This window comes from Caballeronia sp. LZ016, assembly GCF_031450805.1.
Taxonomy (GTDB): domain Bacteria; phylum Pseudomonadota; class Gammaproteobacteria; order Burkholderiales; family Burkholderiaceae; genus Caballeronia.
Window position 1 is genome coordinate 2,248,984 of the sequence record NZ_JARTVY010000001.1, and the last position, 14,718, is coordinate 2,263,701.

The window sequence follows — 14,718 nt, forward strand, 5'->3', positions numbered from 1 at the left end:
ACGCAGCGCTTCACGCGAGCTCGTTTTTCAGCGTCCCCACGACGAACTCCCGCAGGAACGCGACCCACGTCTTGATCTTCGCATCGAGATACTGGCGCGACGCGTACATCGCATAGATCGTCATGGTCTGCAGTTCCCATTCCGGCAGCACGCGCACGAGCGCGCCGCTTTTCAGCAACGGCTGCACCGACAGCGCCGGCAACGGCGCAATGCCGAGCCCGCCCGTGACCGCGACGGCGAGCGCGTCGGCGGCATTCACGCGCAGGCGGCCCGGCGGCAGGTCCACTTCGACGCTGCCCTGCGGGCCTTCGAAAATCCACCGGTCGACCGGAAAAAATGCCGTAACGAGCTGCAGGCAGGCGTGACGGGTGAGATCGTCGATGGTGCGCGGCACGCCCGCCCGTTCCAGATACTGCGGCGACGCGCACAGCACGCTCGGCATCGAGCAGATGCGGTTCGAGACGAGTGCGGAATCCGGCAGCGTCGATGTCGTGATCTGCAGGAACACGTCGTAGCCTTCGTCGAGCATGTCGGGGACGTTCTGCGAGAGCGTCAGCTCGACGCGGACCTGCGGATGGGCATCGAGATAGCGCGTGAGCGCCGGCACCACGTAGTGCTGCCCGAACGTGATCGGCGCATGCATGCGCAGCAGGCCGCTCGGGGACACTTGTGCGTTGCTGGCTTCGGCTTCGGAGACATCGACGAGCGCGATCACCTCCTTGCAGCGGGCGAGATAGCGATTGCCGGCATCCGTGAGCGCCACGCGGCGCGTCGTGCGATTGAGCAGCCGCGTGCGCAGATGCGTCTCGAGTTCCGTGACTGCCCGCGACGCCTGCGCCGTGGTGATGTCCAGCTGTTGCGCCGCCGCAGTGAAGCTCGATGCTTCCGCGACGCGCGTGAAAATCCGCATGCTCCGCAACAGGTCCATTCGCCCATCCCGTTTCGACGAAGCCCGCACTATCCCACGAGCATGCACGCCGGCGCAACGGCGGGCCGGGGCGTTGCCTTGTTGCCGACCGTTCGTTTCAGCGTTCACATCTGTTACAGGGCTTGTAACGCAAGCGCGGGCCGTCGCGAATAACATGGATTCATGGCCGTACTGTCATTGCGGCCTTCGCGCAGAGGAAGAAATGAAGATCAAGCGTTTCATTGGGCTGGGCATCGTTGCGTGCGCGGGTCTCGCTTGCGAGGCGGCGACGGCGGGCGTGAGCATCGGGGTGAATCTCGGGATACCGGTCGCGCCGGTTTATGCCGCGCCGCCGCCCGTTTATGTGCAGCCGCAGCCGGTCTATGTTCAGCCGCAGCCGGCTTACGTCGAGCAGCAACCGGCCTATGTGGAGCAGCCGGGGCCGCCGCCTGTCGCGTATCAGGCTGCGCCGCCCGCCGTGTATCCGCCCGCGCCGGTGATCGTGGCGCCCGCGCCGGCGGTCGTCATCGGCTGGCATGGCGACCGGTACTGGGACGGCGCGCGCTACTGGGATCGTCGCGACTGGCGCGCGCATCACGGCGGCTATGGTTATCGCCACTGGTAAGCCGGCGCACGCGAGGAGGTCATCGTCATGAAGAAGCGAAACAAAACGGAACCGGGCACGCGAAGACTCGCACGCTCGCTTGTGGCACCGGTCGCGCTCGCCGTTGCGGCGGGACTCGGCGGTTGCGTCTATGCGCCGCCCTATGGCTATGCGCCCGCGCCGGCATACGGCTACGCGCCGGCTTATGGCTATGCGTACGGGCCGGCTTACTACGCGCCGTCGGTATCGGTCGGAGTGGGATTCGGCGGCGGTTACGGACGCTGGCACGGGCGGTGATGCGGGCGTCGCTATCGGCGTCGCTGTCGGGCCGCTTCGAGGCGACGACCTTCATGCTGCTTGCGAAGTCGTCGCGATCTTCGTTCGCGGACGCATCGCGCCATCACTGGAACACCCGTTGCTCGGCCTCTGCAAACCCTCGCGGAGAACGCACCATGGCCGAGCAATCCGAAATCCTTCATGCAGCCGAAGCCCGCTGCGAGCACTTCATGCTCGCCGCCAACGGCTGGGTCCCCAACAATGCCCGGCTGCCGGTGCTGCTCTGGCGCGGCGCGGTCGAACCCGAGGGCCGCGACTGCGGCAGCCGCTTCGAGGCGCTGTTCGCGCAGAACGGCTGGCCGCCGCAATGGCGTGACAGCGTCTTCGACTATCACCATTTCCATTCGACGGCGCATGAGGTGCTCGGCGTGGCATCGGGGGAAGCCGAGCTGGTCATCGGCGGTCCCGATGGACGCGCCGTTTCGGTCCGCGCCGGCGATGCGCTGCTGCTGCCCGCCGGCACCGGCCATTGCCTGCTGCAAAGCGCCGGGCGCTTCCAGGTGATCGGCGCGTATCCGCCGAATCAGCAATGGGACATCCGGCGCGACGCCCTGAGCGACGACGAACTGCGCGCGATGCAGGCTTTGCCGTTCCCGGACACCGATCCCGTCGGCGGAGACAACGGAGCGCTGGTCCGGCTATGGCGTTGAGCGGCGCGCCGCGCGCTGTCCTTACTGCTTGACGCATTCTTCGCGGCGGGCGCGCCAGGACGGCAGGCGTTTGACGACGCCCGTCGCGAGCGCGGTGCCCGCGAGCACGATTCCGCATGCCGCCGCCATTCCGATCGACACGCGTTCCGACAGAAACAGCGCGCCCCACAGGATGCCGAAGATCGGGATCACGAACGTCACGGTGATCGCGCGCGCCGGCCCGGCCACCGCGATCAGGTGGAAGAACAGCATGTACGCGACGCCCGTGCAGGCGATACCCAGCCCGAGCACCGCGCCCCACGCGTGCATCGACACCGGCGCTGCCGGCCATGAAACCAGCGCGAACGGCAGAAGCACGAGCGTGGCCGCGCTCATCGTGCCGGCGGCGACGGTCAGCGAATCGACGCCCATCAAATGGCGCTTCGTATAGCTCGCCGCGATGCCGTAGCACAGCGTCGCCGCGAGCGCGGCCAGTGCGGCGAGCGCGGTGCTCGTCGGCGCGATCGCGGAGGCCGCCGCGCCGGCAGGATGCGCGAAGGTCTGATCCCACACGAGCGCGAGCACGCCGGCAAAGCCGATCGCCAAACCCGCGACGCGCAGGCGGCTCAGGCGGTCGCCGAGCCAGAAGAAGGCGACGAGCGCGCCCCAGAGCGGCGTCGTCGCGTTGATCACGGAGGTCACGCCCGCCGACAGCGTCAGCTCGGCATACGCGAAGAGACAGAACGGCGCGGCCGAGTTGAACACGCCGACGACGATGAGCGGCCAGGCGCGCCGGCGCATCGTCGCGATGGCTTCGCGCGGCGAGCCGCGCAGCGCCAGCACGATCAGCAGGAACAGCGCGCCGATGCCGACGCGCAACGCCATCAGCGGCGCCACGCCGAGATCGGTCACGCCGACACGGATGAACAGGAACGAGCCGCCCCATAGCGCGGCGAGTACGAGCAGTTGAGCGAGATTGACAGGGTTCATGGCGGGCTTCGCAAGAGAGTCGGGAGCGAAGCCATCGTATCGGCGGGAGGGCGCGCGATGCTTCGGCGCGGCGTGAAACGAAAGATGCTTCGCGCGACAGGAGACTCATCGTAGGCGCGGGCGTCGTTCGGGACAAACGAGCAATTCTCACCGGTATGTGAAAGAAATTGCGATACGTCGCTCGGTTCATGCCCGCGAAGCCCGTGGATCGGCCTATGTCCGACGGACGAGTGGCGCGCGCGGGGGGGGGCGGTGCGACTCTTGCGTCATCGATACGCGCATTGGTTCGGTCAATGCATCGGGCAAGCACAAAGGAGAGAGAGCCATGGCTAACGCAAACGGCAATGCATCGGGGAGCACGTCGGGTATCACGACAGGCAATGTGTCGAACAACGGCGCGGGAACGCCGGCCGGACAGCCGCCGGAACCGCCGCTTTCGCGCAGCGCGGTGACGAGCGCAATGGAAGCGGCGCTCGGACCGGGCATGGAGCAGGGCGATCACGACAATGTCACGCCGCTCGCGCCCGGAGCCGCGCATCGGCCGGTGCGCAATGTGCCGACGCGTTCGCCGGCGCATGTGCACGGCAGCGCGCTCGAAGGCGGCGACAGTCCCGCGGTGCTGGCGCAGCCGGCTTCCGCATCGTCGGAGGGGCAGGGCAGCCGCTTCCATCCCGATCCGGCTTCGACGAGCGGACGCGCGAAACGCGTGATCGCGGGCGCGCAGGACGTGGCCGTCGCGCGTTATCGGCGCGTCACCGAGGGCACCGACGACTTCGTGCACGACAATCCCTGGAAGGCGATCACGCTTGCCGGTATCGGCGGGCTGATCGTCGGCCTGTTGATTTCGCGCTGAACGCATCGCGCCGCGCGGCGGGCCTCGTCCTTGCTCGCGGGCGTGACAGGGCGGCGCTCATCGCCGTGCCGAACGGACATGAATGGAGAACCGGACACAGCGGGAACCGGGCGCCGCGAAGTGTGGACGCATCGAAGGGCGGCCGTGGCGGAGCCACGGCGCGTCCTGATCGCGCATTCGGAGCCAAACGTGGGCGACTCGTTCGCGCTGCTGCTCGCCATGCGCGGCTTCGAAGCCGTGCAGATCGGCGATGCAGAACGCGCCGTTGAACTGGCTTCGACCTGGCGTCCGCAGGCGGTCTTCGTCGATACGCGTCTTGGCAGGGCGTCAGGCGGCCAGACGCCGCCGGGAAGGCATGACCACTGGGTCGTGCGTGAGTTGCGCAAAGGAGCCGATACACCCGATACCGCGCGACAGCTGGTGATCGCCTTCGGCAGCGACGAAGCGCGCGATCCGTGTGAGGCGCTACGCACAGCCGGCTATGACGGCGTGTGCCGGAAGCCGTGTCCGTTGTGGTGGCTCGTGGATGTGCTCACGCGGTTTTTTGCGCAATGAGACAACGCAGGCGCGCTTTGGTCGATGTGTCGGGCCATCGTCCAAAGAGAAAGGGCAGCACGAAGGCTGCCCGATTTCATCGAAGGTCGCGTACTGCTCGCGCGTCGGGCCAGCCGCACAACGCGACGGAACAGCGCGACCCGTCATGCCATCAACGTCGATTGAAATCGTTCGTTTCGAGTTCGACCGATTGTCCGCCGTTGCGCTCGAGCGTTCGCCGGGCTGCCTGCTCGATCTCCACGCGTCCGCCCTCGAATGCACTCAGCATTGCGTGCGACGAAGTGCCGGCATTGCCGAAGTGATCGTTGAGCGCATCCAGAGACACGCTGCACCAGACTTCGCGTCCGTCGACTGTCGCTTCGAATGCGACTCGCGCTGCCGCCACGACGTGACGCCGCCCGCTGAACTCAATCGCCATCCTTCACCTCCTGTTTTCGTCAGAGAAACGCTGATTCGCCTGCAACGGGCATGCCTGCATGACGGACCGTTGTCGCGCTAACAGCACGAACAGCCGCCCACATGACGCATGCCGTAACCGCCCACGTTTTCTTTCGCTTGCGCGCTGCTGCTTCGTACCGATGGCGCGCCGATGGTGACGCGCATCGCGGTTTCGCCGCACTCGGGACAAGGCGCGGGTTCGTCGCGCTCGGCGATGCGGCGTACCGTTTCGAACGCGCCGCATCGCGCGCACTCGTAGTCATAAACGGGCATGGTGCTTTGGTCGGGATAGGGGATAAGGACAGTGTAGCAAGTCGTATTGGCAGCAAGGCATGTTCCGCGCGTAAGGCCGACGCAAACACTCGAGCGAAGCCGCGTGGCATCGGTATTGCTGAAGAAGCGGGCAAACAACCGCCTAAGGAGGCTTCAATGAAACGCAATGCAGTTCTGCTCACCGCGCTGGCATCGGCGCTTCTTTCCGCCGCGCCGGCAGTCGCGCTCGCGCAGACGCAGGCGGCCAGCACCACGCAAGCCAATGAGCTGGGATCGCCGGACAAGGAATTCGTGCAGGCTGCGTCGATGTCCAGCTCGACCGAGATCGATGCCAGCAAGCTTGCGAGCAAGCAGTCGCAAGACAAGGACGTGAAGAACTTCGCGCATCACATGATGGTCGATCACACCAAGCTGACGCTGCAGCTCAAGATGGCCGCGCCGCACGGCGTGACCGTGCCGAAGGACAACTCCGACACCGCGGTGCTCGATTCGCTGAAGGGCCTGAAGGGCAAGGAATTCGATACCGCCTATATCAAGACGGTCGGCGTCGAGGGACACCAGAGCGCCGTCGAGGCTTTCCAGAAGGAAGCGCAGGAGGGCCAGAACGCCGATCTGAAGAAGGCGGCTCAGAAGGCGCTGCCGACCATCCAGCAGCATTTGAAGATGGCGCAGGATCTCGCGGCCAAGAAGGGCGTGCAGTAAGCAGTCCGATGACGGCGCGGCGGGAAGCCGCGCCGTCTCTGCAATCATGCGTCAGCGCGCGCCCTGGCGCAGCAGACGCTCCCGCGCTTCGGGAATCGACTCGAAGACGCCGCCGCCTTCATCGAAGACCGACACCTCTCCCTGCCCGATGTCGTAGACCCAGCCCTGCACCTGCAGTTGCTTCAGCGCGAGCCGCCCGGCCACCGCCGGATGCGTGCGCAGATGTGTCAGTTGCAGCCGGATGTTCTCTTCGACCATCGCCTGCACGACGCGTCCTTCCTCCAGTTTCCTGGCCGTCACGACGCTGCGCGCCGCTTCCGCGTTGCGCAGCCACGCGTGAACCGTCGGCATTTCGTCGGCGATGGTCGCGCCCGACGCGAGGCCCTTCATCGCGCCGCAATCCGAATGGCCGCAGATCACGATCTGCCGCACGTTCAGCGCAAGCACCGCGAATTCGACGACCGCGGAGACGCCGCCGAGCATCTCGCCATACGCCGGCACGATATTGCCGATGTTCCGGCACACGAACAGCTCGCCGGGGCGCGTCTGCGTAATCATTTCCGGCGATATGCGCGAGTCCGCGCACGTGATGAACAGCGTATGCGGAGTTTGCCGATGCGCGAGGCTCTTGAAGAGCGCTTCGCTGTCGGGAAAGACGAAGCGGCTGAAGTCTTCGGCGCCTTGCAAAAGGTACAGGAGATCGGGCTGATCGGAGCCTTCGCGTTCTTCGGTCATCGTGGATTTATCGGACATGGGGGCCCTTTGATTGCGGATCGGCGAGCGGCCGCCCGCCGCCAGCCGAAAGCTTGCGGGGTTTTGAGATGATGCGCAAGTCATCGGCGAATCCCGCGCACGCGCGGGCGCATCTGCCGCTTCATTTCGGTTTTCGCACGGCTTTATAGTTCTTGACGAATCGGTTCGGCGAGTCTGTTAGTTTTACCCTTCGATAGTCACCGAAAACTGCCTCGCACGCGCTTTCGCACATGCTCACCGATCCCGATCCCAAGTCCGATACCTACCAAAGCGCGGCGCGCTGCTATTCGAACGGCGATTTTCAGCAGGCGTTGCACATTCTGAACCCTTTGATCGAAGCCGCAGCCGGTGATCCGGAGGCGCTTAATCTGGCCGCTATCTGCTGCTATCGGCTCGATCGTGCCGCTGATGCAGAGAGCCTATGGCGCCGCAGTATCGACGCGGACCCCGCGCACGCGGGCAGCTATTGCAATCTCGCCAATCTGCTGATGTCGCAGGAGCGTCTGGCGGATGCGGAGGCTGTTTATCGGCGAGCCATTTCGATCCGGCCGGAGTTCGCCGAGGCGCATTACAACTTGGGCAATCTCTTGCGGGAACTCGGCCGCCCGGAAGACGCGGAAGCGCACTTGCGCGAGGCACTGCGCATTAGCCCCGGTCTCGCGGAAGCGCATTACAACCTGGCGGCGTTGCTGGCCCGACAAGGCCGCGTGGAAGAAGCCGAAGCCGCATATGTCGCCGCGAGGACCGCACGCCCCGACTACGCCGAAGCGCATAACAATCTCGGCAACCTGCTGCGCGAGCAGGGGCGGCTGAACGAAGCACGCGCGGCGCTGCGGCGCGCCGTGAGCGTGCGCCCCGGCTTCGCGATCGCTCATCACAATCTGGGGCTGGTGCTGCAACAGCTCGGCGATCACGCCGGGGCGCAGGCGTTCCACCGGCGCGCGACGCAACTGCAACCCGGCTATGTCGAAGCGCACTGCGGCCTTGGACAGGCGCTCATGTCGCAGCGGCGTTACGCGGAAGCCGAAGCCGCATTTCACGCGGCGCTGGCGCTGCGCGCAGGCTATGCCGATGCTTCGATGGGACTCGCGCGGGCGTACGCCGAGACGGGGCGGCCGGACGATGCGGCGCGTACGTATCGCGAAGTGATACACCGCGTGCCCGATCACGCTGACGCGCACGCCGCACTGGCGTACCTGTTGTATCGCGAAAAGCGCATCGACGAAGCTGAACGCATGTACCGCGCGACGCTTGCCTTGTGTCCCGACGCTCCCGAACTGCATTACAGCCTCGGTGTGCTGCTGGCCGGCGAGGGTCGTCTGCCGGAGGCCGAAGCGGCGTATCGTCAGGCGATCGCGCTTTCGCCCGATCACGCGCCGGCTCATGCGAACCTTGGCCGCGTCGTGTACGACCTGGGCCGGCCGGCCGAGGCGGAGTCGCTATTTCGCCAGTCCATCGCCATTCGCCCCGATCTGGCGGCCGCGCACAACAACCTTGCAGGCGTGCTCAAGGACACAGGCTGCATGGACGAGGCCATCGATTCCTTCCGGCGTGCGATAGCTTGCGCACCGGAGGACGAGTGCATCCATCGCAATCTCAACTACGCGTTGACTTATTGCGCCGAGAAGTCGAAAGACATTCTGGACGAATGTCTGCGTTTTGCCGCGCGGCATGAAGCGCCGTTTCTGCGGGGGACAGTAAGTCATCCGAACGAACGGTCAGTCTCCAGACGCCTGAGAATCGGTTATGTCGCGCCGGATTTTCGAAATCATTGCCAGTCGATGTTCACTGCACCGGTGCTCGCGCAGCACGATCACGCTTCGTTCGAGATCTTTTGCTATTCCAGCGCCAGGCGGCCCGATGCCATCACGGAACAAATGCGTCCGCTCGCCGACGTCTGGCGTGACGTCGCCGCGCTCGACGATGCCCGCCTCGCGCAACTGATCCGCGACGACGGCATCGACGTGCTCGTCGATCTGACGATGCACATGGCGTCCGGCCGCCCGTTGCTGTTCGCCCGCCGTCCCGCGCCCGTGCAGGTGCAATGGCTCGCCTATCCGGGCACTACGGGCAGCAGTGCGATTCGCTATCGCCTGACGGATCCGTGGATCGATCCGCCGAACGAGCCGATGACGGAGCGCTGCAGCGAGCAGTCCGTCTGGCTTCCCGAGACCTTCTGGTGTTTCGATCCACGCGTGACGACCCCGGACGCGCCGGACGACGGGCCGTTGCCTGCCGAGCGAAACGGCGTAATTACGTTCGGATGCCTGAATAATCCGTGCAAGGCATCGGCGCGCACGTTGCGCATGTGGGCGGCCGTGCTCGCGGCGGTGCCCGAAGCGCGCTTCATCCTCCTGGCGGAAGCAGCGCCGCGCGCGCGGTACAGCCAGCAATTGAGCGCGCTCGGCGTGGACATGTCGAGGGTGACGTTCGTCGGCTATCAGGAACGCGTGGCTTATCTGAGCACGTACAACGAGATCGATATCGGTCTCGACACCTTTCCTTACAACGGCCACACCACGAGTCTTGATGCGCTGTGGATGGGCGTGCCCGTGCCTTCGCGGGCAGGCGAGACGGCCTGCAGCCGGGCGGGACTCAGTCTGCTGATGAACCTCGGCTTGCCCGAACTCATCGGCCACGACGACGACGCTTACGTGGAAATCGTCACCCGTCTTGCGAACGATCGTCCGCGTCTCGCTGCATTGCGCGCGTCCCTTCGCTCACGCCTCGAAGCCTCGCCGATGATGAATGCTCCGCGCTTCACCCGGCACCTGGAAAGCGCTTATCGCCAGATGTGGCGCGCGTGGTGCGACGAATCGGCGGGGTAACGACACATCGCGTCCGGCCTGTGCCTCATGCATGGACGCTTCGGTTTTTCCGAACCAACGCGCTCGGTTTCGTGCATTTCATGCCGTCGATGCTTCGGCTAGATTGTTCGCATCGAAAGCAATTGGAAAGGATTCGACATGAAATGCCCTGCCTGCCCCGCGACGGACCTGCTGATGACCGCTCGTGAGGGCATTGAAATTGATTACTGCCCGAAGTGCCGCGGCGTCTGGCTCGATCGCGGCGAACTGGATCATCTCATTCGGCGCGACGAGCAGGTGTCGCTGCAGCAAATGCAGCCGCCGCAACAGTATTCCCGCGATGGCGACTGGGGGCGTCGGGACCACGATCACCGCTATGGCGATTCGAAAGGACGCCACGGTTATCCGCGTCGCAAGAAGTCTTTTCTCGGCGAATTGTTCGACTTCGACTGAAGCAGTCAGCAGGTGCAGCGCAACTTCCTACGCAACGGAGAATGGCATGGCAACGGTGAGGCAAGTCCTGAAGGCGAAGACCGATACGGCGGTCCATACGATCGGCGCCGACGCGAGCGTCTATGAAGCGATCGCGTTGATGTCGCACGCGGGCGTCGGTGCGCTCGTCGTGACGGCGGGCGGCGATCAGAACGGCGCGGTGCGCGGCATCGTGACCGAGCGCGACTATGCGCGCAAGGTGATCCTGCAGGACAAGGCGTCGCGCACGACGACCGTTGGCGAGATCATGTCCGCGCCTGTGTTGTCGGTCGGCCTTGCCACGCGCACGGACGATTGCATGGCGCTGATGACGCGCCATCGCATCCGTCATCTGCCGGTGATCGAGGGCGTGCGGCTGGTCGGGATGGTGTCCATCGGCGACCTGGTTCGGCATGTGATCGACGAGCAGCAGTTCGCGATCGATCAACTCGAGTCCTACGTGCGCGGTCCGCATCACGATGCGCCCACTTGCGCACTCACGCGCCGCAGTCCGCTGCCGCAGACGCTCGCGACGCGGCTTGCGTGATTTTCATCGGCCGGCTCAGGTCGCGTCGGCCTCGGCCGGATACACGGCTTCCCGGGGGACGGCCTTCTCATTGCGGCGCAGGCGGTTGACCTGCGCCAGCCCGAGCGACAGCCCGGGGTCCAGATAATGAATGACGAGGCTGCGGCGCTCGCCTTCGAGCACGTCGAGATTGCAGTGCTGCATCAGAAAGCCGTTGAACACATAGACGCTGCCCGCCGTGCCGCGGATACGCGTGCACAGTCCCTTGTCCAGATGACGTTGCGTGCGCGCCGCGCGAAGCGGGAAGGGTAGCGCGCGCTCGCCCCACTGCATGCTCTTGCGCAAGACGTTGTCGCGGCGTCGCGGAATGCCGCGCGTCTTCGGATAGACGACGAGATCGCCACTGCGGTCATCGTCGCTTGCGGTTTGCAGCACGATGACGAGCGTCAGCACCTGCGAATCGAAATGACGGCAATGGCTGCCCGACGTCGATGCGCTGCTTCCCACGCGAAGCCCGAACCACGGTCCCATCGTTCCATCGACACGCATCGTCGACGCAAGCCACCTGGACGCGGCGCGCACTGCTTCGCTCTCCAGCTCCCTGAACGCGATATCGTCCCGCAGCGTATGCACGATGTCTTTGGCGCAGCCGAAAAACTGCTCGTGATCCGGCGTCGCTTCGTAAGCTGCATCGAGCTGGCGGTTGATCGCGCTGAGCGTCGGCTGCGCCACCATCGATTCGAAAATCGCGATACCGCCTCGCGATGCCTGTGTCAGGGCGGCACGGTCTTGTGCATTCATTAGGCGCTCTCGGAATGACGTGAATGGACGGCGATTCGCTTGCGGGTGGCTCGTTCTGCGTCACATTTGATAGGTAATCCTATGCTTGCGCACCACGCCGCTATGTACGACGACGCACGCATGTTCGACGCAGGCTCTATCCGCGTGAAAGCATCAGCCGGGGTGACGATGCAACGCCTATGTGCGCTGCCGCGCTTAACAACGATTGCGAGCGCGCCGATATGAGCGCAAGCCGACATAGCAAACGTGAACGCGCATCGGCGGCTGAACGAAGCGTGCGTATGCGCACGGAGCGGGCTGTACCGCACGGGTAAATTTCCGGCAACGGGGACGAGCCTGGCCAGGTTCGTTGGCAGTCACCCACGCGTGCAAACAACAAGAGGCGGTCGCCGCTCGCTTTCAAACGACGACCCCCAGCGACATGCGACGGTAGAACAATGAATAGGGTATTGGAAAGGGCATCGCTCGAAGACAAGCTGTGGGTGGCGAGTTTCATCGCAGCCGTCGGTAGCGACGTGCTCTCGGGCGTCATCCGCTACTACACCTCCATGGCAGGCGTGCCGCAGGCCGCATACCTTCCCAAGCTGCTGATGCTTGCATGGGTGATGGTCACGCTGATCAGGCGTCCCAAGGCGAGCCACGCGCTCATCGCGCTGTACATGCTCGCGGAATCGTTCGTCTCGCTATCGCATGGCGTCGCGCCCGAAGCCGTCGGCTTCTGGCTATGGACGGTCACGCCGATGCTTTTCGCGCTCACCGCTACGCCGCAAGCACTTGCCCTGCTCAACGGCCGCGCGGCCACAACGGGATTCGCGGTGCTGGCCGCGCTCTGCGGCATCGGCATTCTCGCCAACACGTTCATGACGATGCCGTGGGTCGGCGTCAGCGTCTCCGTCGGCGGGCATAACGTGCGGGCCGCTGTGGCGTCGTATGTCGGCATCGCATCGCGGCTTTCGGGCTTCGGGCGCGACAGCGCATCCACCGGACTGATGGCGGGCCTTCTCACGGCATGGCTGCTGATGCGCACCGACAAGCGCTGGTTGCAGTGCGTGTTGCTCGCGTGCGCGGGCGCGGCGATTCACGCGACGACCAACAAGACAGCGCCGGTCTCGCTCGCCATCGTCGTCATTGCGCATTGCTTCTTTTCCACGATGACGATCAGGCGCGCCTGCTTATGGGCGGCGGGCATCGCGATCGCGTTTCCGTTCGTGTCGTATATCGCCACGCTGATGTTCAATCTGTCTGGCACCGGCTTCACGACGCTCGCTTCGTTCCAGGACCGCATGTTCAACACCTGGCCGGTCATCATGGAAGGATTGCTAAAGAATAATCGCATCTGGCTCGGCCTGGGACCTGGCGGCTTCGGCTCGGCAACGACGTATTACGAGAGCGTGTTTGGCTTCAACGTCGCCTACGCCGACAACTCGCTGCTGTATGCGCTCGCGAACTTCGGCATCGTCGGGGCGTTCCTGCTGGTCGCGTTCTTCGTTCGATTGATGATGCGCGCTCCGACCGACGACCGGCCGACTTGGGCGATGCTGCTCTACCTGCTCTTTTCCTGTGCGACGACCGATACGTTCGAATCGATCGGCTGCCTGCTGTTCTTCGGCATCACGCTGAGCTTCATGCGCGAAAACGCGGCGTTCATGCAACCGCACATCTGGCGCTTGCCCGCCCGCTTTACGCCGACGAACTGGCGCACGCGCGCAACGGTGATCGATGCGCCTCACGACGGACTGCGAGGGCTCTGACATCATGCACAAGCGCGGCAATCTGAGACGGCGGCTTGGAGTGGCGGTGGTGCTCGCGATGTGCGCGCCGATGCTCCCTGCATCGGCGACGCCGAGTCTCGCCATCGATGGCGCATCGTCGTCGCTCGAACGCGCTTATGTCGCGTTGCCATCGTTTGCATCTGCAAGGGCAAATACGGGCATCGCGATCCACCAGATCGGCGATACGAAACTGCTCGACGCGGTGAAGGATGTCGGCTTCTCGTTCGTGCGGACCGACCTCTTCTGGGAAGCCGTGCAGGCGCCCGATGGCTGGCATTTCGCCGGCTTCGACGGTCTCGTCAATAACCTGCGCGCACGCGGCCTCGGCGCGCTGTTGATCCTGGGTTACAAGCATTACGCCTTCAGCCCCAACCAGCCGCCGACGTCCCCGCCGCAACTCGCCGCGTTTCGCACCTATGTCTATCAGGCCGCTTTCCGCTACCGCGATGCGCCGGTGCGCTTCGAAGTATGGAACGAGCAGGACCACAAGGACTACTGGCTCGCTGAGCCGTCGCCTGCGGCGTATCGCGCGCTGCTTCGGAACGCGGTGCAGGCAGCGCGCACCGCGAATCCGAATGTGGTCATCGCGACGGGCGGAGTGCAGCAGGTGGATCGCGGCTTCATTCGCGCGGTCGGGGACATCAGCGCGACGCAGGCGGGACCCGATGCAGTCAGCGTGCATCCGTACCGGCAGCAGGAGCCCGAAACGGTGCTCGATGACTATCGCGGGCTGCGACGTGACTTGTCGAGCTACGTGAAGCGTCCGCAAGTGTGGGCCACCGAATGGTCATACCCGAGCTTCGGATATCACTATGTAGCCGATATCGCGAATGGTCATTCGAGCGAAGCGCGCGCAAGGCAGGCCAGCTATGCGGTGCGGCTGCTGCTGATGAACTGGATCGCGCAAGTCGGGCTGACATCGTATTACGACATGCGCAACGACGGAACGAATCCGAAGGAAATGGAGCACAACTTCGGACTACTGGATGCCGGAAACAGAAAGCTGCCCGCGTATCACGCCGTGAAGCATCTGTTCGCATTCACGGCCAACGCAAGGAACGCGCGCTACTTCATCGACGAGAAAGAGCAGACGGTCGTGCTCAAGCTCGACGATGGCCATGCGACCAAATACGTTGTCTGGTGCTATGGCGCGGGCAACGTCATGAATCTCGATGTATCGCGTCTGCCGGCCAGCGCGGTCATCGCCGATCTGTACGGTGCGCGGCGCGACAGGCGCAACGTGCTGGCAGTGACTGAAGCGGAAGGACCGGTGTTCATCACGGCCGGTTCATAGCATCAAG

At 64.7% G+C, this 14,718-nt stretch carries 16 protein-coding genes and 1 pseudogene; 11 read left to right on the forward strand and 6 right to left on the reverse strand.

Annotated features, from left to right (window positions below; all coding sequences use genetic code 11):
- Nucleotides 1-10 precede the first annotated feature (10 nt).
- Nucleotides 11-928: a LysR family transcriptional regulator gene (locus P9220_RS10670; RefSeq protein WP_309764816.1), complete on the reverse strand. Its 918-nt coding sequence runs from the start codon at nt 926-928 to the stop codon at nt 11-13.
- 202 nt (nt 929-1,130) lie between these two features.
- On the opposite strand from P9220_RS10670, the gene P9220_RS10675 reads away from it, so the two are divergent.
- The 3 genes from P9220_RS10675 (at nt 1,131) to P9220_RS10685 (ending at nt 2,497) form a co-directional block, all read left to right on the forward strand.
- Complete coding sequence (locus P9220_RS10675) at nt 1,131-1,532, forward strand: hypothetical protein (RefSeq protein WP_309764817.1); 402 nt, start codon at nt 1,131-1,133, stop codon at nt 1,530-1,532.
- A 27-nt stretch (nt 1,533-1,559) separates the two neighbouring features.
- Entirely contained in the window at nt 1,560-1,808 is a 249-nt protein-coding gene (locus tag P9220_RS10680) for a hypothetical protein (RefSeq protein ID WP_309764818.1), read from the forward strand.
- 155 nt (nt 1,809-1,963) lie between these two features.
- Nucleotides 1,964-2,497 carry a cupin domain-containing protein gene (locus P9220_RS10685; protein WP_309765457.1) on the forward strand — a complete coding sequence of 178 codons (534 nt, stop codon included), beginning with the start codon at nt 1,964-1,966 and terminating at the stop codon, nt 2,495-2,497.
- A 21-nt stretch (nt 2,498-2,518) separates the two neighbouring features.
- Here the strand turns inward: P9220_RS10685 and P9220_RS10690 are convergent, their stop codons facing one another.
- Nucleotides 2,519-3,466 carry a DMT family transporter gene (locus P9220_RS10690; RefSeq protein WP_309764819.1) on the reverse strand — a complete coding sequence of 316 codons (948 nt, stop codon included), beginning with the start codon at nt 3,464-3,466 and terminating at the stop codon, nt 2,519-2,521.
- A 325-nt stretch (nt 3,467-3,791) separates the two neighbouring features.
- Here P9220_RS10690 and P9220_RS10695 point away from each other — a divergent pair, with 325 nt between their 5' ends.
- Both P9220_RS10695 and P9220_RS10700 read left to right on the forward strand, forming a co-directional pair.
- Nucleotides 3,792-4,319 (forward strand): YqjD family protein, encoded by a 528-nt coding sequence (locus P9220_RS10695; RefSeq protein WP_404980429.1) that lies wholly within the window; start codon nt 3,792-3,794, stop codon nt 4,317-4,319.
- 189 nt (nt 4,320-4,508) lie between these two features.
- Nucleotides 4,509-4,874: a response regulator gene (locus tag P9220_RS10700; protein WP_309764820.1), complete on the forward strand. Its 366-nt coding sequence runs from the start codon at nt 4,509-4,511 to the stop codon at nt 4,872-4,874.
- Between the two features lie 151 nt (nt 4,875-5,025).
- On the opposite strand, the gene P9220_RS10705 is transcribed toward P9220_RS10700, so the two are convergent.
- Nucleotides 5,026-5,292 carry a DUF1488 domain-containing protein gene (locus tag P9220_RS10705; RefSeq protein ID WP_309764821.1) on the reverse strand — a complete coding sequence of 89 codons (267 nt, stop codon included), beginning with the start codon at nt 5,290-5,292 and terminating at the stop codon, nt 5,026-5,028.
- 77 nt (nt 5,293-5,369) lie between these two features.
- Entirely contained in the window at nt 5,370-5,585 is a 216-nt protein-coding gene (locus tag P9220_RS10710) for a zinc ribbon domain-containing protein (RefSeq protein WP_309764822.1), read from the reverse strand.
- Nucleotides 5,586-5,741: 156 nt separating this feature from the next.
- On the opposite strand from P9220_RS10710, the gene P9220_RS10715 reads away from it, so the two are divergent.
- On the forward strand, nt 5,742-6,287 hold the full coding sequence (locus P9220_RS10715; RefSeq protein ID WP_309764823.1) for a DUF4142 domain-containing protein: 546 nt from the start codon (nt 5,742-5,744) through the stop codon (nt 6,285-6,287).
- Nucleotides 6,288-6,338: 51 nt separating this feature from the next.
- Here the strand turns inward: P9220_RS10715 and P9220_RS10720 are convergent, their stop codons facing one another.
- Nucleotides 6,339-7,040 carry a carbonic anhydrase gene (locus P9220_RS10720; RefSeq protein WP_309764824.1) on the reverse strand — a complete coding sequence of 234 codons (702 nt, stop codon included), beginning with the start codon at nt 7,038-7,040 and terminating at the stop codon, nt 6,339-6,341.
- A 215-nt stretch (nt 7,041-7,255) separates the two neighbouring features.
- Between P9220_RS10720 and P9220_RS10725 the strand changes: the two are divergent.
- The 3 genes and pseudogenes from P9220_RS10725 to P9220_RS10740 form a co-directional block, all read left to right on the forward strand.
- Nucleotides 7,256-9,868 (forward strand): annotated as a pseudogene (locus P9220_RS10725) (tetratricopeptide repeat protein); the annotation flags it as partial.
- Nucleotides 9,869-10,006: 138 nt separating this feature from the next.
- Nucleotides 10,007-10,300 carry a zf-TFIIB domain-containing protein gene (locus P9220_RS10735; RefSeq protein WP_309764825.1) on the forward strand — a complete coding sequence of 98 codons (294 nt, stop codon included), beginning with the start codon at nt 10,007-10,009 and terminating at the stop codon, nt 10,298-10,300.
- Between the two features lie 46 nt (nt 10,301-10,346).
- A complete protein-coding gene (locus P9220_RS10740; RefSeq protein WP_309764826.1) occupies nt 10,347-10,865 on the forward strand; it encodes a CBS domain-containing protein in 519 nt (172 codons plus the stop codon).
- A gap of 15 nt (nt 10,866-10,880) precedes the next feature.
- Here the strand turns inward: P9220_RS10740 and P9220_RS10745 are convergent, their stop codons facing one another.
- The gene (locus P9220_RS10745; RefSeq protein WP_309764827.1) at nt 10,881-11,645 is read right to left on the reverse strand and encodes a hypothetical protein; all 765 of its coding nucleotides are present in this window, start codon (nt 11,643-11,645) and stop codon (nt 10,881-10,883) included.
- Between the two features lie 437 nt (nt 11,646-12,082).
- Between P9220_RS10745 and P9220_RS10750 the strand changes: the two genes are divergently transcribed.
- Complete coding sequence (locus tag P9220_RS10750; protein ID WP_309764828.1) at nt 12,083-13,396, forward strand: hypothetical protein; 1,314 nt, start codon at nt 12,083-12,085, stop codon at nt 13,394-13,396.
- 4 nt (nt 13,397-13,400) lie between these two features.
- Nucleotides 13,401-14,711: a cellulase family glycosylhydrolase gene (locus tag P9220_RS10755; RefSeq protein WP_404980456.1), complete on the forward strand. Its 1,311-nt coding sequence runs from the start codon at nt 13,401-13,403 to the stop codon at nt 14,709-14,711.
- Nucleotides 14,712-14,718: the final 7 nt, after the last annotated feature.

Coding starts and splice junctions, on each gene's coding strand:
- P9220_RS10670 (WP_309764816.1), bottom strand. CDS start 928: ATGGACCTGTTGCGGAGCATGCGGATTTTCACGCGCGTCGCGGAAGCA.
- P9220_RS10675 (WP_309764817.1), top strand. CDS start 1,131: ATGAAGATCAAGCGTTTCATTGGGCTGGGCATCGTTGCGTGCGCGGGT.
- P9220_RS10680 (WP_309764818.1), top strand. CDS start 1,560: ATGAAGAAGCGAAACAAAACGGAACCGGGCACGCGAAGACTCGCACGC.
- P9220_RS10685 (WP_309765457.1), top strand. CDS start 1,964: ATGGCCGAGCAATCCGAAATCCTTCATGCAGCCGAAGCCCGCTGCGAG.
- P9220_RS10690 (WP_309764819.1), bottom strand. CDS start 3,466: ATGAACCCTGTCAATCTCGCTCAACTGCTCGTACTCGCCGCGCTATGG.
- P9220_RS10695 (WP_404980429.1), top strand. CDS start 3,792: ATGGCTAACGCAAACGGCAATGCATCGGGGAGCACGTCGGGTATCACG.
- P9220_RS10705 (WP_309764821.1), bottom strand. CDS start 5,292: ATGGCGATTGAGTTCAGCGGGCGGCGTCACGTCGTGGCGGCAGCGCGA.
- P9220_RS10710 (WP_309764822.1), bottom strand. CDS start 5,585: ATGCCCGTTTATGACTACGAGTGCGCGCGATGCGGCGCGTTCGAAACG.
- P9220_RS10715 (WP_309764823.1), top strand. CDS start 5,742: ATGAAACGCAATGCAGTTCTGCTCACCGCGCTGGCATCGGCGCTTCTT.
- P9220_RS10720 (WP_309764824.1), bottom strand. CDS start 7,040: ATGTCCGATAAATCCACGATGACCGAAGAACGCGAAGGCTCCGATCAG.
- P9220_RS10735 (WP_309764825.1), top strand. CDS start 10,007: ATGAAATGCCCTGCCTGCCCCGCGACGGACCTGCTGATGACCGCTCGT.
- P9220_RS10740 (WP_309764826.1), top strand. CDS start 10,347: ATGGCAACGGTGAGGCAAGTCCTGAAGGCGAAGACCGATACGGCGGTC.
- P9220_RS10745 (WP_309764827.1), bottom strand. CDS start 11,645: ATGAATGCACAAGACCGTGCCGCCCTGACACAGGCATCGCGAGGCGGT.
- P9220_RS10750 (WP_309764828.1), top strand. CDS start 12,083: ATGAATAGGGTATTGGAAAGGGCATCGCTCGAAGACAAGCTGTGGGTG.
- P9220_RS10755 (WP_404980456.1), top strand. CDS start 13,401: ATGCACAAGCGCGGCAATCTGAGACGGCGGCTTGGAGTGGCGGTGGTG.